Here is a 26225-nt window from a genome sequence, read left to right as displayed (position 1 = left end):
ATGCAGACCGGCGACATCATCAACGACCTACAGACCCGCGGCATGCGTCTGGTCGATCCCCGCGCGGGGGCCGACAGTCGGCGCGGCGGCGCCGGGCCGACCGACCACAAGGCCGTGACCATCGGCGGGCTGACCGTGATGGTGCCCGTCCATACCGCGACGGCGTTCGAGTCGCCCTATCTGGTCGAGGCACCGGACGCGCAGGGCCGCGCCCGCGTGCTGAAGGACGGGGTGTTCTGGGCCGACGTGCGGTTTCCGCAGCGGGCGAAGTTCCTCGACCTGTCCACCGCCGACGGCGTGCCCTACGGCCACATCGCGCAACTGCACGCCAAGGACGTGCTGGCGACCACCGTCCTGCAGACCTGCATCCGCTACGAGAGCCGCAAGAAGACCTGCAGGTTCTGCGCCATCGGCCAGAGCCTCGCCGCCGGGCGCACCATCGCCCACAAGACGCCCGCCCAACTGGCCGAGGTCGCCCGCGCCGCCGTGCTGCTGGACGGGGTCAAGCACATGGTCATGACGACCGGCACGCCCGCCGGGTCCGACCGGGGCGCACTGGTGCTGACCGAAAGCGCCATCGCCATCCGTGCCGCCGTCGACCTGCCGCTGCAGGCGCAGTGCGAACCCCCCGAGGATGACGCATGGCACCGCCGGATGAAGGATGCGGGCATCGACAGCCTCGGCATGCATCTGGAGGTGGTGACGCCCGCATTGCGTCAGCAGATCATGCCCGGCAAGGCGCAGGTGCCGCTGTCGAAGTATTTCGACAGCTTCGGCGCGGCGGTGGACGTGTTCGGCTGGGGACAGGTGTCGACCTACATCCTCGCGGGTCTCGGCGATACCGAGGATGCGATCCTGACCATGTGCGACCGGCTGACGGCGATCGGCGTCTATCCCTTCGTCGTGCCCTTCGTGCCCGTCACGGGCACCCCGCTGGAAAGCCACCCGGCGCCCACGTCCGCCTTGATGCAGCGCGTGCTGGGGCCGCTGTCGCAGATGATCGTGGACCGCGGCATGCGGGCCGAGGACATCAAGGCCGGCTGCGGGCGCTGCGGCGCCTGTTCGGCCCTGTCCGCCTTCGAGAAGTTCAGGCGCCCCGCGCTGGAGACAGCGTCGTGATCATCGAACGTCCCGCAGCCTTCGTCACGTCGGAGTTCCTGATCCGTCAGGCCACGCAGGCGTGGGAGATCAGTGGCGCCGCATCCCTGCGGCACCGCACCTTCGTGCGCGAACAGGGCCTCTTCGACGGCCACGACCGGGATGCCATCGACCGCGTCGCCCTGCCGCTGGTCGCCCTGTCCACCATGGCGTCAGAGGCAGACGAGGTCGTGGGCACCGTCCGCATCCATGAGGAGACCCCCGGCGTGTGGTGGGGCGGGCGGCTGGCCGTCGCCCCTGCCTATCGCGGCGTCGGGCGGCTGGGGGCGGAGCTGATCCGTCTGGCGGTGGGCACCGCCCATGCGCGCGGCTGCACGGCCTTCATGGCGCATGTGCAGTTGCAGAACGTGCCGCTGTTCGAAAAGCTGGACTGGCAGCCCTTGGGCCAGCAGGACCTGCACGGTCATCCGCACATGCGGATGCAGGCGGACCTTGCGGCCTATCCTGCGATCGCCGATCCCGCGCGTGGCTGGATGGCGCTGACCCGGCGCGCCGCATGACGGACGTGGCCGCCCTTGCCGCGCATCTTGCCGCGCACCCGCATGTAACGGGCAAACGCGACATCGACGTGGCCTGTGCCGCACTCGGCCTGACGCAGGACAGCCCGGGCCGCCCCGGCGACGACGCCGCTGCGATCCGCGATGGCGACGGCTGGCAGTTGATGGCGCAAGAGGGGTTCATGAACGACTTCGTCGCATCCGCCCCGTGGTTCGCGGGCTGGTGCGCGGTCATGGTGAACATGAGCGACATCCTCGCCATGGGCGGCAGGCCGACCGCCCTGACAAATGCGCTCTGGGCCCCGGACGCCGCAACGGCGGCAGAGATCCTGCGCGGAATGCGCGACGCCTCTGCAGCCTACGGCATCCCCATCGTCGGCGGCCACACGAACCTGCGCACGCCGCAGCCGCAACTGGCCGCCGCGATCTGGGGCCGGGCCAAGGCACTCATCACCAGCTTCGACGCGCACCCCGGCGACGTGCTGATCGCGGCGGCGGACCTGCGCGGCGCCTATGCGGGCGACAGCAGCAACTTTCCCGCCTTTCTGAACGCACCCCATGCCCGCCTGCGCGGCGACATGGAGATCTTGCCGAGGCTGGCCGAAGACGAGCTCGTGACCGCCGGCAAGGACATCAGCCAGGGCGGCATCGCGGGCACCGCCGTGATGTTGGCCGAATGTTCCGGCGTGGGCATCGCCATCGACCCGGCGGCCATCGCTGCACCGGGGGGCGATCTGGCCCGCTGGATGACCGCCTTTCCCAGCTTCGGCTTTCTGCTGACCGCCAAGGCCGCCAACGCGCCTGCGGTGTTGGCCCGCTTTCACGCCCGCGACATCGGTGCCGCCGTCATCGGCACCGTCACGCCGGGCAGCACCGTGGCACTGACCGACGGGGCAACCGGCCATGCGATCTGGGACCACGGCACCGCCCCCTACCTCGGCCTCGCCCCGATCAGGGAGGGGGCCGATGCCTGAGGTCACCTTCCGCATCCGCTGGCCCGACGGCACCGAAGAGGCGTGCTACTCGCCCTCGACCGTCATCCACGACCACCTGACGGCCGGCACGGGCTATCGCATCGACGACTTCGCGGCCCGCAGCCTCACCGCCCTGAACCTTGCGGCAGACCGGGTGGCTGCGAAATACGGCTTTCGCTGTTCGTCCGCCGACGCGCAGGCGGCACGCCTTGCCGCAGCCGCAGCCCGTTACCGGCCAGAGGAGATCGTCACATGTCTGTCCATCCGCTGAAACCCGCCCCGCGCACCCATGTCACGACCGTCGTCGTCGGTGCGGGACAGGCCGGGATGTCCGCGTCCTACTACCTGTGCCGGGCGGGTGTGGATCATGTCGTGCTGGAACGCCACCAGCGGTTCCACGCGTGGAAGGCGGACCGCTGGGACAGTTTCTGCCTCGTCACGCCGAACTGGCAGTGCAGGCTGCCGGATTACCCCTATCGCGGCGACGACCCGACCGGGTTCATGGTCAAGGATCAGATCGTCGATTACGTCGAGGGGTTCTGCAACAGCTTCGCCGCCCCCCTGCAAGAAGGGGTCACCGTGACCCGCGTGCAAAAGGTCGGCGGCGTGTTCGAGGTCGACACAGACCGCGGCCTGTGGTCCGCCGACCATGTCATCGTGGCCTCCGGCGGCTACGACACGCCGATCACGCCCGCCTTTGCGGACCGCCTCGACCCGGCCATCGCGCAGATCCATTCCAAATCCTACCGCCGCCCGTCGGACATTCCGGACGGCACCTGTCTGGTCGTGGGCACCGGGCAGTCCGGCGTGCAGATGATGGAGGATCTGTGGATCGCGGGCCGCGACGTGCGGCTGGCGGTCGGACCCGCACCGCGCAGCCCGCGCTGGTATCGCGGCCGCGACGCCACCGACTGGCTGCACGTGCTGGGCTATTACGACATCACCATCGCCCAGCAGCCCGACCCCGCGGCGACGGAAGGCAAGACCAACCACTACATGTCGGGCCGCGACGGCGGACACGAGATCGACCTGCGCCGCTTCGCGCGCGATGGCTTGCGGATGTATGGCTCCGTCTCCGACATGGACGGCACCACGATCCGCTTTCTGCCCGATCTGGAACAGAACCTCGACACCGCCGACAAGAGCTATGTTGGGATCCGCCAGATGATCGACGCCTACATCGCCCACGAAGGGATCGACGCGCCCGAGGCGCCCGCATTCGAGAAGGTCTGGCGGCCACAGCGCGAGATCACCGAGATCGACGCGGCAGCCGAAGGGATCACGTCGGTCCTGTGGTGCATCGGGTTCAGACCGAACTACGACTGGCTGCAGGTCGATTGCCGCGACGCACGTGGCAGGCCGATTCACACCCGCGGCATCTGCGATGTGGACGGCATGTATTTCCTCGGCCTCGGCTGGTTGCACACGTGGGGATCGGGTCGGTTTCTGGGCGTGGCTCAGGATGCGGACCACGTGGTCAAGGCCATCGCGCAGCGCGGCCGGACCGCAAGGGCGGTCTAGCGGATCATAATCATGCCTCGCGCGGATGCGCCCTGCCGCTGGCACACGACCGATCCGGCGGCATGACGACCCTGCCGGGGCACTGGGGCGTCGCCTGCGTCACGCAGGGCGGATGAACATGCGTTCTGCCTTTACCTGCTGCTGCGCATCACCGCGAATGCCGCGATAGGCGTGCCACGTCGCGTGGCCCAGCAGCGGGAAGATCAGGATCTGGCCCAGACCCCCGGCGAACAGCGACAGGGGCGAACAGCTCCACCACGATCGCGCCCCACGCCCGCATGACCATCCGGTTGCTGGCGACCATTGCCATGCTGATCTCCAGCGCCGACAGCGCATCGGTCCGTTCCGTCAGCAGCATCGGCACGGCAAAGATGCTGATGGCAAAGGAGAATGCTGCGAAGAGCCCGCCCACGGCACTGCCGACCAATAGGGCCGACCAGCCGACGGGTGTCAGGAACAGCATCGGCACGATCTGGTCGGTGCCGGGAAACGGCACGGTGCCGAAGGACAGCACTCAGATCAGGACGGCAGCCGCATCCACAGCAGGAACAGGCACAGCAGCAGCACCCCCATGAACACGGCCCGCGGGCTGGACCGTGGCCTGCCAAAGACCATCTGCAAAAGCGGGGTGGCGTGGCCCGCCTCGCGCTGGCGGCCTTTCTCGTACAGACCGTTGGCGATCAGCGGGCCCACGACCGTGAACCCGGCCAGTGCGGGCCACAGGACATAGCGGTAGTCGAAGACGAAGACGGTCCAGACGACCAGCGCGGACATCAGAAAGACCCCCAGCCCATAGGACAGGCTGTTCAGCGGATCGCGCCACAAATCGTCCCAGCCAGCCCGCAGCCAGCCGAGCGGGGTCCGCCACGGCAGATCGCGGGCGCACAGGTCCGGGTGCGACAGCAGCGGCCCGATCAGGGGCAGGCCATCGGCCGCGTGGGGATTGCCGGGTGGCGACAGCACGTCGTCGGGCGGGGAATGATCGCTCAGCATGATGGTTTTACCGCCGCGTAGGTCACGGGGCCTTCCCTGGTCGGGTGCAGGACGCAGTCGGGGGCGGATGCAAAAGACACCGTGATCCGGTGCGCGTTGGCCGCGACGAACACGATCAGGACGAGCGACACGGTGGCGCTCTCGGACAGGCGCGGGCCGGTCCAGAAGTCCGCCCGCGGGCCCGGCTCGCGGTGGGATGCGACGGTCATTGCGCAGCCCCCTGCCCCAGATGCTGCAGGTAGACGGCAAGGATCCTGCGCTCGGTCAGAGACAGGTGGTCTTCCCATGCGGGCAACCGGCCCTGACGGCCATCCCAGATCGTTCGGACCATCGACGCATCGTCGGAGCCATAGAGCCAGACCGCATGGGTCAGGTTCGGCGCGCCCATGTCGGTGTTGCCGCCGCCGCCGTCGCCAAGGCAGGCGGCGCAGTTGTCGGCGAACCGGGCCGCACCTGCCACCTACGCGTCAGCAGCGACTATGCCTCCGGACGTGGCGGATAGCGACTGCACGTAATTCACGACAAGGCAGATGTCGGCGGCGGGCAAGATGCCGTGCGCGCCGAAGGCCAGCATCTGGGCATGGCGGGTGTCGGGGTGGGTGGCGTCGATGCCGACGCGCAGCGTTTCCCTTACCGTGTCCGTGTCGCCGCCCCACAGCCAGTCCGCGTCGATCAGGCTGGCAAAGCCTGCCACCGCCGCCGCGGAGCCGTGACAGCCCGCGCAGTTCTCGCCGAAGAACTGATGCGCCGTGCCCGTCAGCCGCGCCATCCGTGCCGGGTCCGCCATGATCCGGTCCGTGGGCAGGGTCGCGACCAGCTGCATCCAGTCGGCACGCGCCAGCGTCGCAAGCGCGATGTCGTCGGCCACCGCGTCACGCTGGTCCACGCCGAGCAGACCCCTCGTATGGGTTGCCCCCAGCGGCCACGCCGGCAGAAGGATCCACAGGACCAGCGCCAACAGGCGCGTCACGACGATGAACACCCACACGCTGCGCGGCACGCATGTGGTCCATTCTGTGATGCCGTCCCATTCGTGGCCGGTGGTCCTGTGCCCCGTCAGGGGATCGTGGGCCTTGACGGTCATGATCCCGCCTCCGACCCTGTGGCGACGGGCGGTGCCGGTTCATCCGCGTCATCGGGGATGCTGTTGGCGGCTGTGTCGAACCGCGGGCCGGGCGACGGCCAGAAAACATGGGCGGTGGTCACGACAGACAGCCCCACCAGCCAGAACAGACCGAAGGATTTCGACATCATGACACACCAGTCGTGGGTCATGTCCATTCCCGCTACGCCCCGGTCACCGGTTGGGTGGCCTGTGCGGCATCGGTCAGATGGCCGAGGATCTGCAGCTAGGCGACGAGGGCGTCCATCTCGGTCATGCGGTCGGCCTGCCCGTCGAAGGCGCACACGTTGGTCGCATCGCCGTAGCGGTGGAACACGCCGTCACCCCGGTCGGTGTCGGGCTGCGCCTGACCGAACGCGTCGCTGGCCGCCTTGGCGACCATCTTGTCGGTGTCGGGCACGCCGACCATCCGCAGCGCGCCCAGCCGGTCCGACAGATCGTCGGTGCGCAGGGCCGCCTCGCGCAGGAAAGCGTAGTCCGGCATGACGGATACGGTCACCAGACCGCGCGGGTCCACCAGATGCCGGACCTGCCAGTCGTCGGAATACTTCCCGCCCACCCGTGCGAGGTCCGGCCCGGTCCGCTTCGAGGCCCACAGCATCGGATCGTCGTCGCTCGATTCCACCGCGAGCGAATAGGGGCCGTAGCGCACGACCTCGTCGCGCAGGGTGCGGATCATCTGGCTATGGCAGGGATAGCAGCCTTTGCGGATGTAGATGCCGCGCCCGACCTGTTCCAGCAGGGTTTTGACCCGCATGTCGGCCACACTCTCGACCGTGTCGTCGATGGTGAACAGGGGCGCGATCTTGACCACGCCGCCGACACCGGCGGCAAGGATGATGCCCGCGTTCAGGGCCATGAATGACGTTCCATCCGGTAGTGGGTCCGTGCCTGAAACCCGGACACGCGGGAGGAGGGTTGCGACAATGCGCTTACTCCGCCGCCGGCAAGGCAGGCGCCATGACGTGGAAACGTCGATGGCCGGGGTCAGATGCGGCACGCGGCGGATCGTCATGACGACGTTCCACAGGCAGATGCAGGCCCCGGTCAGCAACGGCAGGCCGCCCAGTGCGCGTGCGCTGTAATCGGCATGTAGGTGCGCCACATCAGCCCTTGCGTGATGCCGCCGTTCCACATGGCGAAGACGTAATTGACAGTGCCCGACAGGGCCAACCAAAAGTGCCATTCGACGGCCTTCCACGACTACATCGCCTCGCGCCGCCACAGCATCGGCGTCAGGGCATAGATCGCGCCGCAGGTGATCATGGCGACCCAGCCCATCGCACCGGAGTGGTCGTGGCCGCTGGTCCGGTCGGTGTTGTGGGACAGGGCGTCGACCGGACGGATCTCATGCAACGACCCCTCGAACGTGGACAGGCCGTAGAACACCGCCGCCACCGGCATGACGCGCAGCGTGGCATCGTCGCGGACCGAGTGCCACGCGCCGTTCAGCGTCATCAGCGCATAGCCCGCGCTGGCCCAATTCGGCACCAGCACCATGATCGAGAATATGCCGCCCAGCGTCTGCACCCAGTGCGGCACGCGGTGCAGTGCAAATGGTGCGAGCCGACCCAGATGTAGAAGACCACGATCCCCCAGAACGACAGGATCGACATGTGATAGGACTAGATCGGCCGCCCTGCCCGCTTGGGCAGGAAGTAGTAAAGCATCCCCACAAAGCCGGTGGTCAGAAAGAACGCCACCGCGCTGTGCCCAGACCACCACTGCACCATCGCATCCTGCACGCCGGAGACGGCGCAATAGCTCTTGGCCCCCGTCAACGACGCGGGGATCGCGCGGTTGTTCACGATGTGCAGGATCGCCACGACGAGGATGAACGACAGGTCAGACCAGCTTGCCACATGGACGTGCGGCTCGTTCCGGTGGGCCAGCGTGCTGATATAAAGGACGAAATGCACCACCCAGACGATCACCAGCCACAGCACGGCATACCATTCGGATTCGGCGTACTCCTTGGACTGGGTCACGCCGATCGGGCAGCCGCTGGCGGCGACCGCGCAGAACCGAATGAAGCCCAGCACGACGAACCACGGCGACACCTGATCGGGCATCCGCGCGCGGCTGGTGCGCTGCATGATGTGATAGGACGTGGCGATCAACGCAATGCCGCCGAAGCCGAAGATGACGCCGGACGTGTGCAACTGGCGGGTGCGGCCAAAGCCGGACCACGCCGCGTCGAACCGCAGGTCGGGCCTCGTCGATTGCGAGGCGACCCAGACCCCCATGCCCATGCCGACGACGGCCCAGACGAGGGCCAGCAGGATGCCGACCTTGGAGGGATCGTCGGAGTAGGACAGGCTGCGATCCTCGACCGGTTCGGCATCGAAGAGCGTGTCGCCGATCACGAAGGACAGCACGCCGCAGAACAGCAGGATGATCCAGCCGTGCATGGCCATCGGATCGTCGCGACCGACGAGGGCGATCGCGAGGCCGGTCAGCACCCCCGCGCCTGCGATCGCCAGACCCCGCGCCCGTTCGGTGCTGGTCAGGTTGGTCACCATGGTCCGGGTTCCCTGGTCGGGGTCAAAGCCAGGCGCGGTGCACCCGGCAGGGGGCGGTCGTCGTCGTGGAGGATGCGTTCCGCGTCGTCGGACAGGTCGTCGTACCGGTTGCTGCGCAGCGATCAGAAGAAGACCCCATCCCCATGCCCAGCGTCACGCGGATCAGGAACAGCAGGATCGTCATGCGGGGACCTGCGCAGGTGCGGGGTGCTTGGCGGCGGTGGTGTCGGTTGGAGGCGCGCGGTGCGGGCGCAGGGCGTCGGCGATCACGATGACCGACAACGTCGACATCGTCGCCGCCGCGATCAGGGGCGTGACCAGACCCGCCATCGCCAGCGGGATCGCCATGCAGTTGCAGGCGATGGCGAGCGCGAAGTTCTGCCGCACGATCCGCGCCGTATCGCAGGCCATCCGCCATGCCGCAGGCACCGCGTCCAGACCGTCGCGCAGGATGATGAAATCCGCAGCCGTCCGGCCCGCATCGGACGCGCTGCCCGGTGCCATCGACCCATGCGCCGCCGCCAGGGCGGCTGCGTCGTTCAGTCCGCAGCCCACCATTAGGGCGTGGTGGCCCGCCGCCCGCAGGGCATCCAGCGCCGCGATCTTGTCTGCGGGTGTCGTGCCCGACTGCACATCGGTCAGGTGCAACTGTGCCGCGACGGCGGCGGTCCGTGCCGCGATGTCACCGGACAAGATCGACACCGCGATGCCAGCCGCGACAAGGGTGGCGACGGCGTCCTGCGCACCGGGGCGCAAGCCCTCGACGATCCCGAACGACAGGGTGGGCCCGTCCGCACAGGCAAAGACAGGGCTGGCACGACCTGCGGCCTGCGGCGCGATCAGGGCCACCCCGTCCGCGCGCCCCGGCCGCAGGACACATCCGCCGACATGCCCTGCGATGCCGAGGCCCGGCACCTCGGTCGCGTCGTCCAGCGGGCAAAACCAGTCGGGGATGCCTGCGGCAATCGCGCGGGCCGTGGGGTGCCTGGGCCGCAGGGCCAGCGCCTTGGCCAGCGGGCGCAGCGCGGGATCGTCGGACCGGCAGGCGACGGCCGCGGCGCCTATCGTGAGCGTACCGGTCTTGTCGAAGACCGCGCAGTCGATCTCGGCCAGCCGCTCCAGCGCCGATCCGTCCTTCATCGGGATGCCCATCCGCATCAGGCGGCCCGCAGCGACCACGTGGGCCACCGGCACGGCCAGTCCCGGCGCACAGGGGCAGGTGATGATGAGGGCGCTGATGCCCCCGAAGGCGGATGCGTGCCAGTCGTCCGTCACCGCGACCCAGACCGCGAAGGTCGCAAGTGCCGGGATGTGCACGTGCGGCGGATCGAGCGGTGTCGCCCGGTCGGCGATCCGCAGGTCGGTGCCGCGCCCGCCCTTAATGTCGGCCTCGTTCTGCATCCGCATCATCCGCGTTAGGAAGGAGTCGGCGGCGGATCGCAGCACACGGGCCTCGATCGTGCCGGTCAGGTTCGGTGTCCCCGCCTTCAGCGTGTCGCCGGGGCCTGCGGTGACGCACATCGCCTCACCAGTCACAAGCGACCGGTCCAGATCGGTGGACCCTGCGATGATGCGCACATCGACCGGATTGCGCTGATCCGGCCCGATCCAGATGACCGCGTCCGGCACGATGGCCTGCAGCCGGACGTCGGTCAGCGCGCCATCCGCCTGCCGCCACATCGCGCCGCGCGGCGACAGGCGTGCCAGCCCGGATACCGCGCCGCGCGCCCGTTCGCGCATCAGATGATCCGGGAAGCGGCCGCACAGCAGGAGGAACAGCAACGTGACGGCAGCGTCGAAGACCGCCTCCTCTTCGCCATGCGCCGTCTCGAGCAGCTTCAGCAGCAGCGCCAGCAGGACGCCGACCGCAAGCGGCACATCCATGTTCAGCCGCCCCGTGCGCATTGCCTGCAAGGCCGACCGGAAGAACGGCTGACCGGCATAGGCCACGACGGGCACGGCGATCAGCGCCGAGATCATGCGGAACGTGTCGCGGGTCTGGTCGCTGGCCCCCGGCCAGACGCCCACCGACAGCAACATGATGTTGGCGGTGCCGAAACCCGCCACAGCCATCACGCGCACCAGACGGCGGCCCGCCGCATCGCCGTCGTCCGTCGCATCGTCCACAGCGGCGGGAACGGCCCTGTAGCACGGCGCGACCAGTTGCGCGATGACGGGGGCCGGGTCTGGGTCAGGGTCGCGCAGCGTCACGACCATCGGCTTCAGGGTCGGGTTGACCCTGACCCCGACCACGTCTGGCGGTTCGGTCAACGCGCGCTCGACGGCGGCGACGCAGCCGCCGCAGCGCAGGCCGGGCAGCGACAGGATGCACAGGCCGTGCCCGTCGGGCATCGCCCTGACGTGCGTGCGCCCTTCGGCGCGGGCGAAATCGTTCGTGGTGCCTTGGCGGGTCGGTGTGGCTGGGGATTACGGAAAGGTCGTGGTGACCATAACTGTGCCCGATCGCGCATGGTGCATGCGGTAAGGGGTGCCGGATCACCGCCGGGCGGTGCGGATGCCAACATGGATCGGGACCGGACGCGCCGGGTCCCGGTGTGTGGCGGCAGCGACGCGTTGACATGGCGGCGGCTGTGACCTTTGCTGCGGCGGGCACGGTAAAGGCGGATCTCGATGTGGAACACCTGAACGCTATCGACGATGTGGTGGCGAAGTGGGCCCGGACGGTCGCGGTGCCGTTCTGACGGGCGACCGCGCCTTGCTGAGCGTGGCGCAGATGGCTGTCGCCGACCGGTTGACGGTGGCTGGCGGCACCCCCGTGCCGGTGCTGATGGGCGCGGCAGGATCGGCGGTTGCACGGATCATCGCGGACCGCTGGTCCCCGGGCCGCGTCGCGGTGCTGTGCGGTCCGGGCGACAACGGCGGCGACGGTTTCGTCGTGGCGCGCAGGCTGGCCGAGGCAGGCTGGGACGTGCAGCTCTCGCTGCTGGGCGCGCCCGACCGGCTGACAGGGGCTGCGGCACATAATGCGGCGCTATGGACCGGGCCGGTCGCACCCCTGAGCCCTGCCGTGCTGGAGGGTGCAACGCTGATCGTCGACGCGCTGTTCGGGGCCGGTCTGAACCGGGCGCCGGACCGACGGGTGGCGGCGTTGCTGGCCGCTGCCGCCGCACAGGCACCCATCGTCGCCATCGACGTGCCAAGCGGCGTGATGGGCGACACGGGGGCCGACCTCGGGGCAGTTGCGGCCTCCCTGACCATCACGTTCTTTCGCAAGAAGCCGGGTCACGTGCTGCTGCCTGGGCGGACGCTGTGCGGCGAGACGGTGGTGGCCGACATCGGCATTGCGCCGTCGGTGCTGGACCGGATCGCGCCGCAGACGTGGGAGAATGGCCCAGACCTGTGGCGGGACGCGCTGCCGCTTCTGCATCCCACGGGCCACAAGTACACGCGCGGTCACGCGCTGGTCTGGGGCGGCTATCCGATGACCGGGGCCGCGCGTCTGGCGACACGGGCCGCCGCACGGGCGGGGGCTGGCCTGACCAGCGTGGCCGTGCCACCGCAGGCGCTGCCGATCTATGCCACGGCGCTGACCAGCATCATGGTGCGCCCCGTCACCGGTGCCGAGGATCTGGCGGCGCTGCTGTCGGACGGGCGGATCACGGCGCATCTGATCGGGCCGGGGGCGGGTGTCGGCGACGCGACGCGCAGCACGGCGCTGGCGATGCTGGCCACGGGCCGGGCCGTCGTGCTGGACGCCGATGCACTGACGTCCTTCGCAGGCGACCCCGCAGCACTGGACCGCGCCATCACCGGCCCCTGCGTGATGACCCCCCACGACGGAGAGTTCGCGCGCCTGTGGGATACGACGGGAGACAAGCTGCACCGCGCCCGCGCCGCCGCCGCCCGCAGCGGCGCTGTGATCGTGCTGAAGGGCGCGGATACGGTGATCGCGGCACCCGACGGGCGGGCCATCGTCAACACCAACGCACCGCCCACGTTGGCCACCGCCGGATCGGGCGACGTGCTGGCAGGCCTCGTGCTGGGGCTGCTCGCGCAGGGGATGGACGCCTTTGACGCAGCCGCAGCCGCGGTCTGGATGCACGGCGACGCCGCCAGCCGATTCGGCCCCGGCCTGATCGCCGATGATCTGCCGGGCCTGCTGCCCGCCGTCCTGCGCGGTCTGAGCGCGTGAGCACCCTGCGGGAATCGACAGGGAATCAGTCCTGAACTGATCCAGATCAACGTATGCGACGCCACATCGGTCCATGGATGGGTGAACGACATCGGAGATCATCATGTTTTCACGCATCCTCGTCTGCACCGACGGATCGGACCATGCGGCTGCCGCGCTGCGGATCGCAGCAGGTCTGGCGCATCTGTGCCAAGGCGACCTGCAGATCGTGCATGTGGCACAGGTTCACGGTGACGCGGTCGCCGGGGGGGCCGATGTGATCTACATGCCGATGGACCCAGCCGAAGTGACCGCCCGCGCCGAGGCGGTGCTGGCGGACGCGTCCAGAATCGCGACCGACGCCGGTGCGACAGCGGTCACGACCCACATCCTGCGCGGCCTTGCCGCCGATGCGATCCTCGAACATGCGGCGACCATGCAGGCCGACCTGATCGTGGCCGGGCGGCGCGGGTTCGGGGCGATCCGGGGTTTGCTGCTGGGCAGCGTGTCGCAGTCGCTGAACGTGCACGCGACCTGCCCCGTCCTGACGGTGCAATGACGCGCGCATGACCGGACCTGCCCTATTGTCGGCGGCACCGGCGGCGGCGCACCTGACCGCCACCGGCGACCGGCTGTGCCTGACCGGTGCGTTGACGATCGAGGCTGTCGCGCGGCTTGTCCGCAGCGACGCCACGGCCCCTGCACCGGCGGCGGCCGTCATCGACGTGGCCGCGTTGACCGCGATGGATACGGCGGGGGCCTGGTGGATCGTGACCCTGCAGGACCGCCATGCGGGGGCGACCATCGCCAGTGCCACGGTCGAGCAGACGCAGCTGATCGCCACCGTCCGCCGGACCATGACCGCGACGGACCCGGTGCCGCCGGTGCCGCACGACATCGCGGCATGGCTGGCCGGCATCGGCAAGCGGGTGGTTGCCGGGGTGCGGACCGCTGGCGCCATCGTGTCGTTTCTGGGTCAGGTGGTCGCGACGTGCGCGGGTCTGTGCCTGCATCCGCGCCGCCTGCGTCTGACGGCGCTGGTGCACCATTGCGATCAGGTCGGCATGCGGGCGGTGCCTATCGTCGCCCTGATGGCGTTCCTCATCGGCGTCGTCCTCGCATTCCAAGGATCGGCGCAGTTGCGCCAGTTCGGGGCGGAGGTGTTCGTCGTCGACCTTATCGCGATTTCGGTCCTGCGCGAGCTGGGCATTTTGCTGACCGCGATCATCGTGGCGGGGCGGTCCGGGTCCGCCTTTACCGCCGCCATCGGCGCGATGAAGATGCGCGAAGAGATCGACGCGATGCGGACCCTCGGCCTTGATCCGGTGGCGGTCCTTGTCGTGCCGCGCGTGCTGGCGCTGATGCTGATGCTGCCGGCGCTCGGGTTCATTGCCGACCTGTCGGGGCTGCTGGGCGGCGCGCTGATGGCGTGGATCGACCTTGGCGTGTCGCCTGCGGTGTTCCAGTCGCGCCTGCTGTCCAATACCGACGTCTGGCATTTCGCCGTCGGCATGATCAAGGCACCGGTGTTTGCCCTGATCATCGGGATCATCGGCTGCCACATGGGGCTGACGGTGGGCGGTGACGCGGAATCGCTGGGACAGCACACCTCCGGGTCCGTGGTGCTGTCGATCTTCCTCGTGATCGTGATGGACGCGCTGTTTTCGATCTTCTTCGCGACGGTGGGGGTGTGATGACCGAGGCTCCGATCATCCGCGTGCGCGGCCTCGTCACCCGGTTCGGCACCCAGACGGTGCACGACGGGCTGGATCTGGACGTGCGGCGGGGCGAGATCATCGGCATCGTCGGCGGGTCCGGCACGGGCAAGTCGGTGCTGCTGCACACCATCGTGGGCCTTCTGATGCCGGAGGCAGGCACCATCGAGGTGTTCGGCGAAAGCGTCCGTGACACCGACGCGGCGACCACCCGCGCGCTGCGCCGCCGCTGGGGCGTCATGTTTCAGGACGGGGCGCTGTTCTCCTCGCTCACCGTGCGCCAGAACGTCGAGGCGCCGATGCGCGAACAGCTCGACCTGCCTGCAGACCTGAGAGAGACGCTGGCCGCGATCAAGGTCCGGATGGTCGGCCTGCCGGAGGCCGCGATGACCCAGTATCCGGCGGAACTGTCGGGCGGCATGCGCAAGCGGGCGGGGTTCGCCCGCGCCATCGCACTGGACCCGGAAATCGTGTTCCTGGATGAGCCGACCGCCGGGCTGGACCCGGTGGGGGCCGCCGCCTTTGATGCGCTGATCGGTCAGTTGCAGGCGGCCTTCGGGCTGACGGTGTTCCTCGTGACCCACGATCTGGACAGCCTGAACGCCATCTGCGACCGCATCGCCGTGCTGGCGGACCACAAGGTGCTGGCGGTGGGCACGATGGAGGAGATGCTGCGGATCGAGCATCCGTGGGTGCAGGCCTATTTCCACGGCCCCCGCGCCCGCGCCGCGGACCGTGGCACACGGACAGCATCCCCGGACATGGCGCACTGATGGAAACCCGCGCACCCTATCTGCTGATCGGCATCTTCACCCTTGCGGTGCTGCTGGGATCGCTGGGATTCTTCGTCTGGCTGGCGGGTGTGCAGGTGGACCGGCAGTATGCCACCTACGGCATCTACTTCGACGATGTGTCGGGGCTGGATGCGTCGGGCGACGTGCGGTTCAACGGCATCGCCGTCGGTCGCGTCATCGCCCTGCGGATCGACCCCACCGACCCGTCACGCGTCCTGACCACGGTCGAGATCGACGCAGCCACGCCGATCCGCACGAACACGCTGGCGCAGCTGCAGTCGCAGGGCGTGACGGGGGTCAGCTACATCTCGCTTTCGGGGGGGACGCCGGATGCGGCGGCGCTGACGGATGCGGACGGCGGGTTGCCGATCATCGCGTCGCGCAGGTCCACCCTGCAGTCGCTGGTCGAGGATGCACCCGACCTCGTGACCGAGGCGACGCGCCTGCTGGAACAGTTCCGCGCCATGACCGGCCCCGTCAATCAGGCACATGTGACGGGTATCCTGCAGAACCTCGACCGCTCCTCTGCCCAGCTGGATCAGGCGCTGGCCGACTTTTCCACCATCACCGGCACCGTGGGCGATGCGACCGCGCAGATCGCGGGCTTCACGAACCGGCTGGACGGGCTGGCAGAGGCGATCACGACGACCGCGACGAACGTGGATGCCACGCTGGCGGCGGCCACGCGCACGTTTGCGGGGGCGGATCGCGCGCTGGCCGATGCGACGCCGATGATCGCGGATGCGGCCACCGCGACGGCGGACGTGGCGGCGCTGCTGCGCGACGACGTGCCGGAAATCGTGGCCGACATCGCAGGCACCGCGGCCGAGGCGCGTGCCGCCATCGCCGACCTGCACGTGCGGTCAGGGGCAGCGCTGGACGATCTGGCCGCCACGCCGGACCTGCTGAACGCCCGCCTGCGAGAGCTGGAGACGTCCCTGCAGGAGGCCGACACCGCATTCGCCGCAGTGACGGCTGCGTCAGAGACGTTCGATGCGCTGGTGGCGGGCGACGGCACCCTGATGGTGGCGGACGCGCGCGACGTGCTGGCCGCCACCCGCCGGACCATCGCCATGATCGAGGCCGTGACCCGCGACGACGTGCCCAGCGTCGTGGCCGATCTGCGCACCGCCACCGCCACGGCGACGGCGGCCATCGCGCAGGCCGCCAGCGACGTCACGCAGGCGACGGGCCGCGTCGGGCCGATCACCGACGACGCACAGGCGACGCTGGCCGCCGCCCGCGATCTGGTGCTGCGCGCGCAGGCAAGCCTCGACGCGCTGGACACGACATTGACCGGGGCGGACGGCGCACTGGCGTCGGCCACGACCGCGTTCGATGCGGCCAGTGGCGTGATGCAGACCGATCTGGACCCGGTGATCGCGGATATCCGCAGCGCCGCCGACCGGATCGCCACGTCGGTCGAACAGGTCACCACCGACGCGCCCGCCATCACCGCCGACTTGCGCGCCCTGATCGCGCGGGCCGATGCAACCGTGGCGCAGGTGCAGGGGGCGGTCGCCGCCACCGCACCGGCGCTTGGCGATTTCGCGGGCAGCGGCCTGCCGGAACTGACGCGGCTGGCGGGCGATGCGCGCGGGCTTGTCGCGACCCTCGACAGCCTCGTGCGCCGGATCGCGCGTGACCCCGCCCGCTTCATCCTGGATGACCGCGTGCCCGAATACAGGAACTGACCGATGACCCACACCATCCTGACCCGCCGCATGGCCCTGCTGGGCGGCGTCGCGCTGCTGGGCGGATGCAGTGCGCTGTCCGCACTGGACGCGGCGGCTGTGCCGCTGGACACCTACGACCTGCAGCCCACGCCCGGTGCCACGACTGGCCCGCGCAGTGCTGCCACGCTGCTGGTCACCCTGCCAGAGGCGGCGGCACCGCTGTCCACGGACCGGCTGATGATCCGGCCGCAGCCTGCGTCCATCACCTATCTGCCAGACGCGCGGTGGAGCGACACCCTGCCCATCGTCATCCAGTCGATACTGATCCGCAGCATCGCAGGCACCGGGCGCGTGGGCTTTGTCGGACGCACAGACGGCGGGCCAGTGCCGGACCGGGTGCTGCTGGTGCGGATCGACCGGTTCGAGGTCGCGGTGACCGCCCCCGACACGTTCACGGCACAGGTGGACATCACGCTGACCGCCATTGACGACCGCACGCAGGCCGTCATCGGCGGACGCACCTTTGCGCAGATGGCCCGCGCCACCGACGCCAGCCCCGCAGCGGTCGTCGCCGCGTTCCAGCGCACCATGGACGTGCTGACACCCGCCATGGCGGACTGGGCGGTGGGCACAGCCGGCTGATCGCGGCGCAGGATGGCGTCGGTCGATCATGGTGGCCGGGTCTGCGCACGTCGTGCGGTTCAGACGTCTGTCGATTCAGAACGGCAATCCGGCTGACGTCCCTTGCGACAAGCGACCCCGCTTGCACAGCCTGCGGCAGCCACCAAGGCTGCTCGTCGCCATGCGGAACACAGTGGTATCCGGGGTGCAGCGGATGCGCCCGCGTCATGCGGGTCGCAGCGCTGTCGGCACGCTGCGGTCCTACGACGCAACGCGCACGTCACCCGCGCCGCCCGCCTGATCGCCCCCCCCGCTCCCGGATGCGGCGCGCCCGCGACCAACGCGACGCGCAAGATCCTCATGGTCTGCGAACGGAGTTTCCTCCGGCGATGATGATGTTGATCAGCTGGGCGACGGCCCGGTGAAGCTCCGCATGACCGTCCTTGCCATCGTCGTTCTCGTGTGCGGACGCCGCGTCCCGCAGGATTCCGACGATCTCGCGCTCTGGCAGGATCTTGTGGTCGTTCAAGGCCAGCATCAGCGATTCACAGATCGCAAGCGCTGCGGTACCGGCAACATCGGGCGGAGTGGTCATTGTAACAACTTTCAGTCAAGCGACACGGAAGCAGGCAGATTCCTGTCATGCGCGATCGACTGCGCCATTCTGACCGCGATGCACTATCATGCACTGAGGCAGATCAGTGGCGTCGCAGCCAGTTGCACCTATCCGCGACGTCAAAGGCCATGCCGCGCGGCTTTGCCCCATCGTCAAGGAGATCCGAATGACTGCGTCGCACAGCCCGTTCGCCCGTAAACTCGGTGCTTTCGTCGCCTTGTCCGACCGCGAACTCATAGCCCTCGACGGGCTTCATACCCGACGCAAGGTGTTCCCGTCCGGGCGGGACATGATCCACGAAGGCCAGACGAACCATTCCGCCTATATCGTCGCAAGCGGCTGGGCGTCGTCCTACAAGATCCTGTCGGACGGCTCGCGGCAGATCGTGGATTTCCAGATCCCCGGCGACTTCCTCGGACTGCGGTCCGTCCTCTGCCGCACCGCCGACCACAACATTGAGCCTGTGACCACGCTGGAAGCGTCGGAAGTGCTGGCCAGCGATCTTCTGGACACGTTCACGGATATGCCCCGCGTTGCGACGGCGGTCCTGTGGGCGGCGTCGCGCGACGAGGCGATGGTGGTCGAGCACCTGGTGGGCGTCGGGCGCAGGGACGCCAAGGTGCGGATCGTCCATTTCCTGCTGGAGCTGAAATCACGGCTGAAGCTGGTCGGGATGGCGACGTCTGCAGGCTACGACTGCCCGCTGTCGCAAAATCTAGTGGCTGATGCGCTGGGGTTGAGTACCGTCCACGTCAACCGCGTCCTGCGCGAGTTGCGCGAGGACGGCTTGCTCACGTTCCGGCACGGCCATGTCGAAATACACGACCTCGACGGGTTGATCGCCATGTCGAACTTCGACCGGACCTACCTCGACGAAGAGGGTCCGATGCTGATCTGATCTGCGGTCGCCGCATGCGCCGCGCGTGTCGTATGCACCGTCGGGGATCGGGGACGCCGCAGATGGACCTTGCAGGGGTTCCCATCGATGCATGGGGCCCGGCCCGTTCCGGACCTTGCGGATGACGACACCTGCGCGACATGCTGACCCATGTTAAAGACCGGGACGGCGCGGCGGTCTACCCCTACGGCAGGCCCCCTGCCATGGGCCGGTTCCAGCGCGGAGGGCCTGAGCATGTCTGAGACCGCCAATCCCTGCGGTGCGCCGCTGTCCGACTGCGCGGATTGCTTTCCAGCCACCCGCGTCAACCGCCGCCTGCCGCAGCCTGATGCGCCTCGGCGCGTCGACCCTGCGCTCGCCGCGCATGACATCGCAGCAAAAGACCCGGCACCCTTGGACCGCCAGACCAGCCAGGCCGATCTGCTGCACGGCTTGCTGTGCGGCCTGAACCTGCCGATCCTGCATGTCTGCCCGGACATGAGACTGCATTTCATGACCCCCGCTGCCGCCGAACTGCTTGGCCTTTGCGGCGATGATCGGCACCTGCCGCCCGGTTGCGACCTTTGCGACACCGACGCCGTCGCGCGGGTCTGCCGGACCGGTGACGCCATGACGCTGACCGTCCACAGGCCGGACGGGCGGGTCTGGGCGTGCCATATCCTGCCGCATGACACGAACGGCGACGGCCCCGGCGGGGCCATCGTCATCCTGATCGCCCACGAGGCCGCCCCATCGCTGGCGGTCGCGGAGGCGCTGACGCCACGCCAGCACCAGATCATGGACCTCGTGCTGGCAGGCCACCCCAGCAAGAACATCGCCGCCGATCTGCACATCAGTCAGCGGACGGTCGAAAGCCACCGTGCGGCGATCATGCGGCGGACCGGGGCCATGTCGCTGCCCGCCCTCGCCCGGCTGGCGGTCGGCATCGCCGCGGATGCCGACAGCACGGTTCTGGCGATCAGCCATCGCTGAGCGGTTCCATGCGGAATCGCCGAGATATGGATCGAACCGGGATCCCTGCGTGCCGCGCCCATGTTGACCCGCACCGGTCGTCCAGATGCGCGCGACGGTCATCCGAGGAACCGACGGACCGACCACGGGCCGCGTCCGAGGTCTGCACCGCAGCACAAGGGCGCATGGCCATGCCACGACACCAGAAAGGCGGCCAGTCCGTCAGCACCATCGCTGCGGACGGACGTGATGGGCATATCCCTGCCCCGTCAGGTCATGCACCTCCGGATGCCGTCATCCGGTCCGGCCCTGCGGTCAGGCCTGCGTCGACCTCTGGCTGGTCCGCGCGCCGCAGTCGGCATGACGGGACTGCAGCGCGCGGGTGACAGGTCAGGCGACCCAGATGTCGTTCACGACGGATGTGACGCCCGGTGCGGCCCAGGCCGTCGTGGCCGCCAGTGCGCGTTCGTCCCAGTATTCGACCTTGCCGGTCAGGGTGACCCGACCGTCGTGCGCGGTCACGCTGATGTTGTCGGGGCTGAACCACGACCGGTGCAGGGCGGACATGATGTCGACCTTGATGTTGCCCGCATTGGCCTGCGGTTTGATCGTGACCTGGTTCGACACGCCGGTGACACCCCACAACGTGCGCACCGCATCGGCGGCGGCGGCCTGCTGATAGTGCCAGTGCACGATGCCGGTCAGCGTGACCCAGCCTTTCGACACGGTCACCTTGACCGCGTCCTTGGGGACTGACACGCTCCACGACAGGCGTTCCACGGCGGCTGCGGCGATCTCCGAATCGCCATGCTTGACGTCGAAGGGCAGCTTGACCTCGATCTCCTCGGCGACGGCCTTCACGTCCTTGACGCGCAGGGTCGCGGTTTCGGCCGCGTGTTTCTCGGCATAGGTTTCGACCGAGCCCATCAGGGTGACGACCCCGTCTTGGGCGGTCACGCCGATGTGGGCGGCGTTCACGCTCGGCTCCCACTTCAATTCGTCGAGGACGGCCTGCTTCAGGTGCTTGTCGTCGGACATCGCTTTCTCCTTCATGCGGCGCAGAATTTGCGTCTGTCCTGTGTCTGACCCTGAAGCACGTGCCGCGACAGGATCGGAAACTACCTAAGCGAGGTGGACGACGGTGCCGACGGCACGGCCGATACCGAAAGGACGAGGATGATGCGCAGGACACCGCGACGAGCAGAACCGCCAGCGGCACGGCGGCGACGACGAGTTGCGGCAAGGCAGCGCCTGCGCGGGTTTTCTTGGCGTGGCGCTCAATTACGGAAACCGCGACCACGCCGCAGGGCGCTTCGACGCGAGGCTCTATGCGCCATCGTGACGGTCCGGGATGACCGCAGGCTCTATCCGCCGCTTGGAAAGACCCCCCTGCCGGTGGGATCACAGGTCCGCGCGCACCAGCAGCATCGGGACACGGGCGATCACCCTCGGATACGACCGACGCCGCGGATGCACCCCGGGGATAGGTAGTTTCCGAGGCTGCCGCGATCGCATCCGTGGCCTTACCCCTGTGGTGCAAGGCCCGATGCAATGGGCCCCCGCCCGAAAGGTTGCGATCATGTCCCGGACCACACCCCTGCCGCCACCGCCCGTTCCCGACGATCTGGTCGTCGTGATCGACCAGACCGGCGCGCGGATCTATCCCGTGGCCCGTGCGGTGACGGCCCATCCGCAACCGCTGCACCACCTGCGGCATCCGACCGACCGCATCCGGCACGACACCGACCGCGACCAGACGGACCCCGCCGACATCCGCTTCTTCGACGCGGTGGCGGATGCGGTCGCCGGCACCGGACGGATCGTCCTGATCGGTCATGGCAAGGGGCAGAGCCATGCGGCGGGTCACCTGCTGACGCATCTGGCCAGCCATTATCCGGCGGTTCTGACCCGCCTGTCGCACGACCTGACCGCGAACCTGTCGCATGCCACCGTGCCCGAGTTGCTGGCGCTGGCCCGTGCTGCGCTGCATCCGGTGCGGAACGGCGTGGGCGACATGGCGCAATAGCAGTGCCACCTCGCCCCCCCTCCTCCTCGCCCCCCCTCCCGCAACCCCGAAAGGTAGGATCATGACCAAACCGATGACGATGCTCGACGTTGCACGATGCGATGCGCAGGATCTGCACAAGAAGATCAGCGCCAACATCGCAAAGGCGGAACACGCCACCTGGGCCGACGTGACAGCCATCCAGGCAGAGATCGCGACCCTCGTGAGCAAGATGCAGGCGCTGGCCGCCGATCAGGCGGGCGACGTGAAGGCGGGCATCGGTGCCGCCATCGCCAAGCTGGAGGCGGCGGGCCATGTCGTCGAGGACAAGGCCGGCGCGGCCAAGGACGGTGTGCGACGCGCCAATGCGGCGATGCTGGACAGCACCCATAAAGCAACGCAGAGCCTGAGCGCCGCCGTCGCCGCCGGCCGCACCAGACTGGCGCTGGCGATCGCACCCAAGGCGGTGACGGCATGAATACCTTCATCGCCGTGGTCTTTCCGTCCGACGACAAGGCCTATCGGGGTATGCAGACGCTGTGGCATATGGATGGTGAAGGCGAGATCACCATGCATGGTGCTGCCATCGTGCACCGCGACGACATGGGGCACATCCGCGTGAACCAGCGCAACGGCGACGCCGGGATGCGCACCGCCATCGGGATCGGAATAGGGGCGCTGCTGGGTCTGCTGGCCGGGCCGGTCGGCGTGGCGGCAGGTGTCGCCGGGGCTGCGGCCCTGTCGGTCGGCGCAGCCGCCGGTGTTGGCGCGCTGGCGGGTGGTGCCGTCGGTGCCGCGGCGGATGCCATCACCGAGCAGCACCGCGACGATGCCACATATGGGTCCTTCTTCATGCTGCAGGACGGCGAGTCCGCCGTTGTGGCCGAGGTGTCAGAGGACGAGATCGCGGTGGTGGACGACGCGATGCGGCCGCTGGGCGGGACCGTCCACCGCCGCAAGACCGACCCGGCCCTGCAGGCGGCGTTCGGCGCCGATCGCAACGGCGGCTACCTGCAACCCTATTACGACCCGTCGCACCACGTGTGATGCACCGTATCGTCCATGATCCATCCCACGCCCCGTTTGCATGTGCGCCAGTGGCCAGTCAGGCGCTTGCGAGGAACAGCGACATGCGATCCCTGTCCAACCTGACCTGGATCACCGCGGTCCTCGCGTCCCTCAGCCTTGCGGCGCCCACGATGGCCGAGCCTGCCGCGCAGACCGCCGTCCCAACCGCGGTCGATCCCGTGGTGCTCGCCACATGGTGGCGGGCGACCGACGTGATCGGAGCCGATGCCTATACCGACGACAGGATCGGCAAGATCGAGGCCCTGACCATCACCAGCGCCGCAACCATTCCCTATGCGGTGGTATCGGTCGGCGGGTACCTGGGCGTGGATGCGCATCACGTCATCGTCGCCGCATCCGCGCTGGAACTGGTCGGCGCGAGGCTGACCCTGCACGGGGCCGCCAAGGCGTCGCTGCAGGCGCTGCCGAGCTTTAACTTCGCGTCCTGAAACGACCTGCCGGTGCCGCCCATGACGACGGCGGCGACGGATGATTCGCTTTTGACACACTCAAGTCATGCGCCTGCGGCGGCCCGAGGGCGGTGACGCTGAAGATCGGCGGCACCGCCCCCCACGTCACCGCGGACGCGGTCCGTGCGCGCTGTCCACGGGGCCGGGCCGACATGCGGCCCGATCGGCGGCGGCGTGCGCGGCCATGACTGCGGCGGGGTGCGGGACAGCTGCACCGCCCGACCGGCGGCGGACCAGGCTGCCTGCCGCCCTGATCCGGTCGATCAGGGCCGCAACGGCGCGGTGCAGATCGGCGGCGTCCACATCGCCGGTGCCCTTTGCATGGGCCGCTGCCGCATCCTGCAGGATTCCCGCGACCTCACGCTCCGGCAGGATGTTGCGGTCTTTCGCCGCGAGCAGCAGCGATTCGCAGATGGCAAGGGCGGCGTGCCCGGCCACATCGCGGTCATGGGACCTGCGCGCACCTCTCGGTTCAGGGTTTGATAGGGCCGTGTCAGGCCTGTCGCACGACATGGCTGGCAGGGCGGTCGTCCCGATGCACGGCCCCCCTCGCCGGCCCCGTCATGCGGCGGTCATGCCGCCATCGACGGTGTAGGCAGCGCCGTTGACATAGCCCGCGTCGTCGGAGGCGAGGAAGGCCACGAGCCCTGCCACCTCGGCAGGTGTGCCATAGCGTTTCATCGGGATCGTCGCGGCAAAGCCGTCGTGCACCGCCGCCGCGGCCCCGGGGCTCGCGCCCTCCTCTATCGACGCCATCATGCGGCTGTCGATGGGGCCGGGGTTGATGCAGTTGACGCGGATGCCCTTGCCGCCCCATTCGACCGCCGCGGCCCGCGTCAGACCCAGCACGGCATGTTTGCTGGCCACGTAGGCGCACAGGCCCGCCGACCCGGTCAGCCCGGCCACGCTCGAGGAATTGATGATGCTACCGCTTCCGGCCTTGGCCATGACCGGGATCACCAGTTTCAGGCCGAGGAAGATGCCCGTCACGTTCACGTCCATCACGCGGCGAAAGCCGTCGGTCGGAAAGTCGGGGATCGGCGCCACCGGCCCTTCGATGCCGGCGTTGTTGAAGAACACGTCGATGGTGCCGAAGGCCGCGACGGCCTTGGCGACCACCAGACCGAAGGCCGCCTCGTCGGTCACGTCCGCCGGGATCACCAGCAGCCGGGCCGCATCGGGGATCGCCGCGTGCAGCGGGGCAAAGTCCGCGCCGGCCACATCGGTGGCCACGATGATGGCACCGCGGGCCGCCAGCAGCATGGCTGCGGCCAGACCGAGGGCGCCCGCAGCGCCGGTGATCAGCACGATCTTGTCCGTCATGGCATGGGTCATGGAAACTCCTGTTGATCGGCCCGCGACCGCGATGTCGGGGGCAAGCGGTATCCGCCCGTCGCCCCCGATGCACGGCGGTCGCGGCGGTTGGCGGGGGTGCGGAAAAGGGCGGGCCCGCCATCCTGTGGGGTATGCAGGCTTACGCGGTGTCCCGCACTGATGCAGGTTGGTCGGCTGACAGATCGGCGGCCTGATCGGGGCGTCCGTGGCCGCCGCCGTGCGGTGCATGGGACATGCGGATGGCGTCGTTGCAGAACTCTCACCGTGAAGGATTCACATGAGGAATCCATGCGGTTGGACGGGCCGCATGAGCAAGCCCAAGTCCGCCCGCTACCGCACACGACGCACTGGTCCACCTAAAACGATGCGCTCAGGAAGCGTGGGTGGCTACTGATCTGGCTGGACAAGGAGATGGCCTGGCACGCACCGCATGAGGGCCGCCACGGGCGACCGCCGGTCTTCTCGAATTCGGCTATCCAGTTCTGCTTGTCGATAAAGGTGCCGTTCAAGCTGCCGCTCAGGCAGGCCGCCGGGATGGTCGCCGGCCTGCTGCGCCCGGCCGGGCTGGATTGGCCGGTTGCGGACTACTCCACGCTGTGCCGCAGACAGAAGACCCTGGGGGTGCAGATCCCGTATCGCCGTGCTGGCGGGCCGCTGAACCTGCTGGTGGACAGCACCGGCATCAAGTTCCTCGGCGACGATGAATGGCAGGCCCGCAAGCAAGGTGTGCAAGGCCGTCGCCAATGGCGCAGGGTCAATCTGGCCATGGACAGCGCCACCTCCGACATCCGTGTGGTCGCGTTCACCCCAGCCGGGAAGGCGACAGCCCCGTCCTGCCGGACCTCTGAGGGCCAAGACAGCGGCACCGTTACCGCAGACGGCGCCTACGACCCGGGGCTATGCCCGTTCAGGGCTGAATTGATCCACTGGATCAATTCCGAGACGCCCTTCACCCCGCCGCTGCCATAGCGCCATCATCGCACACGGTGGCACTGCGATCATCCCGATCCGCAAGAACGGTCGGCCATGGAAGGAAGACTGCCCAGCCGCCCGGGCGCGCAATGAAACCCTGCGCGCCACACGTCACTATGGTCGGGCATTCTGGAAGCGGTGGACCGGATGCCACGCCCGCAGCCGCGCCGAAGCCAAGATGCGC

At 68.8% G+C, this 26225-nt stretch carries 33 protein-coding genes and 1 pseudogene; 19 read left to right on the top strand and 15 right to left on the bottom strand.

Annotated elements, in window-relative coordinates; translation table 11 throughout:
- Genes BMX16_RS13710 through BMX16_RS13690 form a run of 5 tightly spaced genes read left to right on the top strand, consistent with a single transcriptional unit; the run spans nt 1 to nt 4150 of the window.
- Nucleotides 1–1119 (top strand): MSMEG_0568 family radical SAM protein, encoded by a 1119-nt coding sequence (locus BMX16_RS13710; protein WP_089904728.1) that lies wholly within the window; start codon nt 1–3, stop codon nt 1117–1119.
- Entirely contained in the window at nt 1116–1658 is a 543-nt protein-coding gene (locus tag BMX16_RS13705) for an MSMEG_0567/Sll0786 family nitrogen starvation N-acetyltransferase (protein WP_089904725.1), read from the top strand. The genes BMX16_RS13710 and BMX16_RS13705 overlap by 4 nt, the downstream gene beginning before the upstream one ends.
- Nucleotides 1655–2629: a sll0787 family AIR synthase-like protein gene (locus BMX16_RS13700; RefSeq protein WP_177174675.1), complete on the top strand. Its 975-nt coding sequence runs from the start codon at nt 1655–1657 to the stop codon at nt 2627–2629. Before BMX16_RS13705 ends, BMX16_RS13700 begins: the two co-directional genes overlap by 4 nt.
- Nucleotides 2622–2900, top strand: coding sequence for an MSMEG_0570 family nitrogen starvation response protein (locus tag BMX16_RS13695; RefSeq protein ID WP_089904723.1), 279 nt, complete (start codon nt 2622–2624; stop codon nt 2898–2900). Before BMX16_RS13700 ends, BMX16_RS13695 begins: the two co-directional genes overlap by 8 nt.
- On the top strand, nt 2882–4150 hold the full coding sequence (locus tag BMX16_RS13690) for an MSMEG_0569 family flavin-dependent oxidoreductase (RefSeq protein ID WP_089904720.1): 1269 nt from the start codon (nt 2882–2884) through the stop codon (nt 4148–4150). Before BMX16_RS13695 ends, BMX16_RS13690 begins: the two co-directional genes overlap by 19 nt.
- A gap of 148 nt (nt 4151–4298) precedes the next feature.
- Here BMX16_RS13690 and BMX16_RS18250 read toward each other — a convergent pair whose 3' ends face one another.
- The 11 genes from BMX16_RS18250 to BMX16_RS13650 form a co-directional block, all read right to left on the bottom strand.
- Nucleotides 4299–4664, bottom strand: a complete 366-nt coding sequence (locus tag BMX16_RS18250; RefSeq protein ID WP_218139903.1) for a DUF2189 domain-containing protein — start codon at nt 4662–4664, stop codon at nt 4299–4301.
- Nucleotides 4665–4669: 5 nt separating this feature from the next.
- Nucleotides 4670–5143: a DUF2189 domain-containing protein gene (locus tag BMX16_RS18245; RefSeq protein WP_218139901.1), complete on the bottom strand. Its 474-nt coding sequence runs from the start codon at nt 5141–5143 to the stop codon at nt 4670–4672.
- The gene (locus BMX16_RS13680) at nt 5137–5352 is read right to left on the bottom strand and encodes a hypothetical protein (RefSeq protein ID WP_089904718.1); all 216 of its coding nucleotides are present in this window, start codon (nt 5350–5352) and stop codon (nt 5137–5139) included. Before BMX16_RS13680 ends, BMX16_RS18245 begins: the two co-directional genes overlap by 7 nt.
- Nucleotides 5349–5603 carry a c-type cytochrome gene (locus tag BMX16_RS13675; protein ID WP_089904714.1) on the bottom strand — a complete coding sequence of 85 codons (255 nt, stop codon included), beginning with the start codon at nt 5601–5603 and terminating at the stop codon, nt 5349–5351. Before BMX16_RS13675 ends, BMX16_RS13680 begins: the two co-directional genes overlap by 4 nt.
- Nucleotides 5604–6227, bottom strand: a complete 624-nt coding sequence (locus BMX16_RS13670) for a cbb3-type cytochrome c oxidase N-terminal domain-containing protein (protein WP_089904711.1) — start codon at nt 6225–6227, stop codon at nt 5604–5606.
- Nucleotides 6224–6418 (bottom strand): cbb3-type cytochrome c oxidase subunit 3, encoded by a 195-nt coding sequence (locus BMX16_RS13665; RefSeq protein ID WP_218139900.1) that lies wholly within the window; start codon nt 6416–6418, stop codon nt 6224–6226. The genes BMX16_RS13670 and BMX16_RS13665 overlap by 4 nt, the downstream gene beginning before the upstream one ends.
- Before the next feature lie 74 nt (nt 6419–6492).
- On the bottom strand, nt 6493–7125 hold the full coding sequence (gene ccoO, locus BMX16_RS13660; protein WP_089904817.1) for a cytochrome-c oxidase, cbb3-type subunit II: 633 nt from the start codon (nt 7123–7125) through the stop codon (nt 6493–6495).
- A gap of 344 nt (nt 7126–7469) precedes the next feature.
- The gene (locus tag BMX16_RS18240) at nt 7470–7808 is read right to left on the bottom strand and encodes a cbb3-type cytochrome c oxidase subunit I (RefSeq protein ID WP_281242609.1); all 339 of its coding nucleotides are present in this window, start codon (nt 7806–7808) and stop codon (nt 7470–7472) included.
- An 83-nt stretch (nt 7809–7891) separates the two neighbouring features.
- The gene (locus tag BMX16_RS18235) at nt 7892–8788 is read right to left on the bottom strand and encodes a cbb3-type cytochrome c oxidase subunit I (RefSeq protein WP_281242608.1); all 897 of its coding nucleotides are present in this window, start codon (nt 8786–8788) and stop codon (nt 7892–7894) included.
- Between the two features lie 22 nt (nt 8789–8810).
- Entirely contained in the window at nt 8811–8972 is a 162-nt protein-coding gene (locus BMX16_RS17355) for a hypothetical protein (RefSeq protein WP_218139898.1), read from the bottom strand.
- Nucleotides 8969–11140, bottom strand: a complete 2172-nt coding sequence (locus BMX16_RS13650) for a heavy metal translocating P-type ATPase (protein ID WP_089904706.1) — start codon at nt 11138–11140, stop codon at nt 8969–8971. The genes BMX16_RS17355 and BMX16_RS13650 overlap by 4 nt, the downstream gene beginning before the upstream one ends.
- Before the next feature lie 227 nt (nt 11141–11367).
- On the opposite strand from BMX16_RS13650, the gene BMX16_RS18230 reads away from it, so the two are divergent.
- The 7 genes from BMX16_RS18230 to BMX16_RS13620 all read left to right on the top strand — a co-directional run bounded on the left by BMX16_RS18230 (nt 11368) and on the right by BMX16_RS13620 (nt 17747).
- The gene (locus BMX16_RS18230) at nt 11368–11490 is read left to right on the top strand and encodes a hypothetical protein (protein ID WP_281242607.1); all 123 of its coding nucleotides are present in this window, start codon (nt 11368–11370) and stop codon (nt 11488–11490) included.
- Nucleotides 11460–12941: an NAD(P)H-hydrate dehydratase gene (locus BMX16_RS13645; protein ID WP_245731567.1), complete on the top strand. Its 1482-nt coding sequence runs from the start codon at nt 11460–11462 to the stop codon at nt 12939–12941. The genes BMX16_RS18230 and BMX16_RS13645 overlap by 31 nt, the downstream gene beginning before the upstream one ends.
- 103 nt (nt 12942–13044) lie before the next feature.
- Nucleotides 13045–13479, top strand: coding sequence for a universal stress protein (locus BMX16_RS13640; RefSeq protein ID WP_089904703.1), 435 nt, complete (start codon nt 13045–13047; stop codon nt 13477–13479).
- Nucleotides 13480–13486: 7 nt separating this feature from the next.
- Nucleotides 13487–14614, top strand: a complete 1128-nt coding sequence (locus tag BMX16_RS13635; RefSeq protein WP_089904699.1) for an MlaE family ABC transporter permease — start codon at nt 13487–13489, stop codon at nt 14612–14614.
- On the top strand, nt 14614–15408 hold the full coding sequence (locus BMX16_RS13630) for an ABC transporter ATP-binding protein (RefSeq protein ID WP_089904696.1): 795 nt from the start codon (nt 14614–14616) through the stop codon (nt 15406–15408). The genes BMX16_RS13635 and BMX16_RS13630 overlap by 1 nt, the downstream gene beginning before the upstream one ends.
- Entirely contained in the window at nt 15408–17123 is a 1716-nt protein-coding gene (locus BMX16_RS13625; RefSeq protein ID WP_089904693.1) for an MlaD family protein, read from the top strand. The genes BMX16_RS13630 and BMX16_RS13625 overlap by 1 nt, the downstream gene beginning before the upstream one ends.
- Before the next feature lie 3 nt (nt 17124–17126).
- Nucleotides 17127–17747: an ABC-type transport auxiliary lipoprotein family protein gene (locus tag BMX16_RS13620; RefSeq protein ID WP_089904690.1), complete on the top strand. Its 621-nt coding sequence runs from the start codon at nt 17127–17129 to the stop codon at nt 17745–17747.
- Nucleotides 17748–18084: 337 nt separating this feature from the next.
- On the opposite strand, the gene BMX16_RS13615 is transcribed toward BMX16_RS13620, so the two are convergent.
- A complete protein-coding gene (locus BMX16_RS13615; RefSeq protein ID WP_089904688.1) occupies nt 18085–18321 on the bottom strand; it encodes a hypothetical protein in 237 nt (78 codons plus the stop codon).
- A 187-nt stretch (nt 18322–18508) separates the two neighbouring features.
- Here BMX16_RS13615 and BMX16_RS13610 point away from each other — a divergent pair, with 187 nt between their 5' ends.
- Together BMX16_RS13610 and BMX16_RS13605 are read left to right on the top strand one after the other, a co-directional pair.
- On the top strand, nt 18509–19240 hold the full coding sequence (locus BMX16_RS13610; RefSeq protein ID WP_089904685.1) for a Crp/Fnr family transcriptional regulator: 732 nt from the start codon (nt 18509–18511) through the stop codon (nt 19238–19240).
- Between the two features lie 234 nt (nt 19241–19474).
- Complete coding sequence (locus BMX16_RS13605) at nt 19475–20212, top strand: LuxR C-terminal-related transcriptional regulator (RefSeq protein ID WP_218139896.1); 738 nt, start codon at nt 19475–19477, stop codon at nt 20210–20212.
- Between the two features lie 369 nt (nt 20213–20581).
- On the opposite strand, the gene BMX16_RS13600 is transcribed toward BMX16_RS13605, so the two are convergent.
- Nucleotides 20582–21229, bottom strand: coding sequence for a BON domain-containing protein (locus BMX16_RS13600; protein ID WP_089904811.1), 648 nt, complete (start codon nt 21227–21229; stop codon nt 20582–20584).
- 541 nt (nt 21230–21770) lie between these two features.
- Between BMX16_RS13600 and BMX16_RS13595 the strand changes: the two genes are divergently transcribed.
- The 4 genes from BMX16_RS13595 to BMX16_RS13580 all read left to right on the top strand — a co-directional run bounded on the left by BMX16_RS13595 (nt 21771) and on the right by BMX16_RS13580 (nt 23713).
- Entirely contained in the window at nt 21771–22217 is a 447-nt protein-coding gene (locus BMX16_RS13595) for a hypothetical protein (protein WP_089904678.1), read from the top strand.
- A 61-nt stretch (nt 22218–22278) separates the two neighbouring features.
- Nucleotides 22279–22674 (top strand): hypothetical protein, encoded by a 396-nt coding sequence (locus BMX16_RS13590; protein ID WP_089904675.1) that lies wholly within the window; start codon nt 22279–22281, stop codon nt 22672–22674.
- The gene (locus BMX16_RS13585; protein WP_089904672.1) at nt 22671–23243 is read left to right on the top strand and encodes a DUF1269 domain-containing protein; all 573 of its coding nucleotides are present in this window, start codon (nt 22671–22673) and stop codon (nt 23241–23243) included. The genes BMX16_RS13590 and BMX16_RS13585 overlap by 4 nt, the downstream gene beginning before the upstream one ends.
- Nucleotides 23244–23326: 83 nt before the next feature.
- On the top strand, nt 23327–23713 hold the full coding sequence (locus BMX16_RS13580) for a hypothetical protein (RefSeq protein ID WP_089904669.1): 387 nt from the start codon (nt 23327–23329) through the stop codon (nt 23711–23713).
- A gap of 126 nt (nt 23714–23839) precedes the next feature.
- Here BMX16_RS13580 and BMX16_RS18360 read toward each other — a convergent pair whose 3' ends face one another.
- Both BMX16_RS18360 and BMX16_RS13570 read right to left on the bottom strand, forming a co-directional pair.
- Nucleotides 23840–24172 (bottom strand): hypothetical protein, encoded by a 333-nt coding sequence (locus BMX16_RS18360; RefSeq protein WP_425434037.1) that lies wholly within the window; start codon nt 24170–24172, stop codon nt 23840–23842.
- Between the two features lie 123 nt (nt 24173–24295).
- Nucleotides 24296–25069 carry an SDR family NAD(P)-dependent oxidoreductase gene (locus BMX16_RS13570; protein ID WP_218139894.1) on the bottom strand — a complete coding sequence of 258 codons (774 nt, stop codon included), beginning with the start codon at nt 25067–25069 and terminating at the stop codon, nt 24296–24298.
- Nucleotides 25070–25376: 307 nt separating this feature from the next.
- Here BMX16_RS13570 and BMX16_RS13565 point away from each other — a divergent pair.
- Nucleotides 25377–26225 (top strand): annotated as a pseudogene (locus BMX16_RS13565) (IS5 family transposase); the annotation flags it as partial.

The organism is Loktanella fryxellensis (assembly GCF_900110065.1).
Lineage (GTDB): Bacteria > Pseudomonadota > Alphaproteobacteria > Rhodobacterales > Rhodobacteraceae > Loktanella > Loktanella fryxellensis.
The sequence above is the reverse complement of the archived record's forward strand: the minus strand, read 5'-3'. Positions and strand labels throughout refer to the sequence as shown.

What these genes read in the sequence shown, in the direction of transcription:
- BMX16_RS13710 (WP_089904728.1), top strand. Translation starts at nt 1, where the DNA reads ATGCAGACCGGCGACATCATCAACGACCTACAGACCCGCGGCATGCGT.
- BMX16_RS13700 (WP_177174675.1), top strand. Translation starts at nt 1,655, where the DNA reads ATGACGGACGTGGCCGCCCTTGCCGCGCATCTTGCCGCGCACCCGCAT.
- BMX16_RS13695 (WP_089904723.1), top strand. Translation starts at nt 2,622, where the DNA reads ATGCCTGAGGTCACCTTCCGCATCCGCTGGCCCGACGGCACCGAAGAG.
- BMX16_RS13690 (WP_089904720.1), top strand. Translation starts at nt 2,882, where the DNA reads ATGTCTGTCCATCCGCTGAAACCCGCCCCGCGCACCCATGTCACGACC.
- BMX16_RS18245 (WP_218139901.1), bottom strand. Translation starts at nt 5,143, where the DNA reads ATGCTGAGCGATCATTCCCCGCCCGACGACGTGCTGTCGCCACCCGGC.
- BMX16_RS13680 (WP_089904718.1), bottom strand. Translation starts at nt 5,352, where the DNA reads ATGACCGTCGCATCCCACCGCGAGCCGGGCCCGCGGGCGGACTTCTGG.
- BMX16_RS13670 (WP_089904711.1), bottom strand. Translation starts at nt 6,227, where the DNA reads ATGACCGTCAAGGCCCACGATCCCCTGACGGGGCACAGGACCACCGGC.
- BMX16_RS13665 (WP_218139900.1), bottom strand. Translation starts at nt 6,418, where the DNA reads ATGACCCACGACTGGTGTGTCATGATGTCGAAATCCTTCGGTCTGTTC.
- ccoO (WP_089904817.1), bottom strand. Translation starts at nt 7,125, where the DNA reads ATGGCCCTGAACGCGGGCATCATCCTTGCCGCCGGTGTCGGCGGCGTG.
- BMX16_RS18235 (WP_281242608.1), bottom strand. Translation starts at nt 8,788, where the DNA reads ATGGTGACCAACCTGACCAGCACCGAACGGGCGCGGGGTCTGGCGATC.
- BMX16_RS17355 (WP_218139898.1), bottom strand. Translation starts at nt 8,972, where the DNA reads ATGACGATCCTGCTGTTCCTGATCCGCGTGACGCTGGGCATGGGGATG.
- BMX16_RS13650 (WP_089904706.1), bottom strand. Translation starts at nt 11,140, where the DNA reads ATGCCCGACGGGCACGGCCTGTGCATCCTGTCGCTGCCCGGCCTGCGC.
- BMX16_RS18230 (WP_281242607.1), top strand. Translation starts at nt 11,368, where the DNA reads ATGGCGGCGGCTGTGACCTTTGCTGCGGCGGGCACGGTAAAGGCGGAT.
- BMX16_RS13640 (WP_089904703.1), top strand. Translation starts at nt 13,045, where the DNA reads ATGTTTTCACGCATCCTCGTCTGCACCGACGGATCGGACCATGCGGCT.
- BMX16_RS13635 (WP_089904699.1), top strand. Translation starts at nt 13,487, where the DNA reads ATGACCGGACCTGCCCTATTGTCGGCGGCACCGGCGGCGGCGCACCTG.
- BMX16_RS13630 (WP_089904696.1), top strand. Translation starts at nt 14,614, where the DNA reads ATGACCGAGGCTCCGATCATCCGCGTGCGCGGCCTCGTCACCCGGTTC.
- BMX16_RS13625 (WP_089904693.1), top strand. Translation starts at nt 15,408, where the DNA reads ATGGAAACCCGCGCACCCTATCTGCTGATCGGCATCTTCACCCTTGCG.
- BMX16_RS13620 (WP_089904690.1), top strand. Translation starts at nt 17,127, where the DNA reads ATGACCCACACCATCCTGACCCGCCGCATGGCCCTGCTGGGCGGCGTC.
- BMX16_RS13615 (WP_089904688.1), bottom strand. Translation starts at nt 18,321, where the DNA reads ATGACCACTCCGCCCGATGTTGCCGGTACCGCAGCGCTTGCGATCTGT.
- BMX16_RS13610 (WP_089904685.1), top strand. Translation starts at nt 18,509, where the DNA reads ATGACTGCGTCGCACAGCCCGTTCGCCCGTAAACTCGGTGCTTTCGTC.
- BMX16_RS13605 (WP_218139896.1), top strand. Translation starts at nt 19,475, where the DNA reads ATGTCTGAGACCGCCAATCCCTGCGGTGCGCCGCTGTCCGACTGCGCG.
- BMX16_RS13600 (WP_089904811.1), bottom strand. Translation starts at nt 21,229, where the DNA reads ATGTCCGACGACAAGCACCTGAAGCAGGCCGTCCTCGACGAATTGAAG.
- BMX16_RS13595 (WP_089904678.1), top strand. Translation starts at nt 21,771, where the DNA reads ATGTCCCGGACCACACCCCTGCCGCCACCGCCCGTTCCCGACGATCTG.
- BMX16_RS13590 (WP_089904675.1), top strand. Translation starts at nt 22,279, where the DNA reads ATGACCAAACCGATGACGATGCTCGACGTTGCACGATGCGATGCGCAG.
- BMX16_RS13585 (WP_089904672.1), top strand. Translation starts at nt 22,671, where the DNA reads ATGAATACCTTCATCGCCGTGGTCTTTCCGTCCGACGACAAGGCCTAT.
- BMX16_RS13580 (WP_089904669.1), top strand. Translation starts at nt 23,327, where the DNA reads ATGCGATCCCTGTCCAACCTGACCTGGATCACCGCGGTCCTCGCGTCC.
- BMX16_RS13570 (WP_218139894.1), bottom strand. Translation starts at nt 25,069, where the DNA reads ATGACCCATGCCATGACGGACAAGATCGTGCTGATCACCGGCGCTGCG.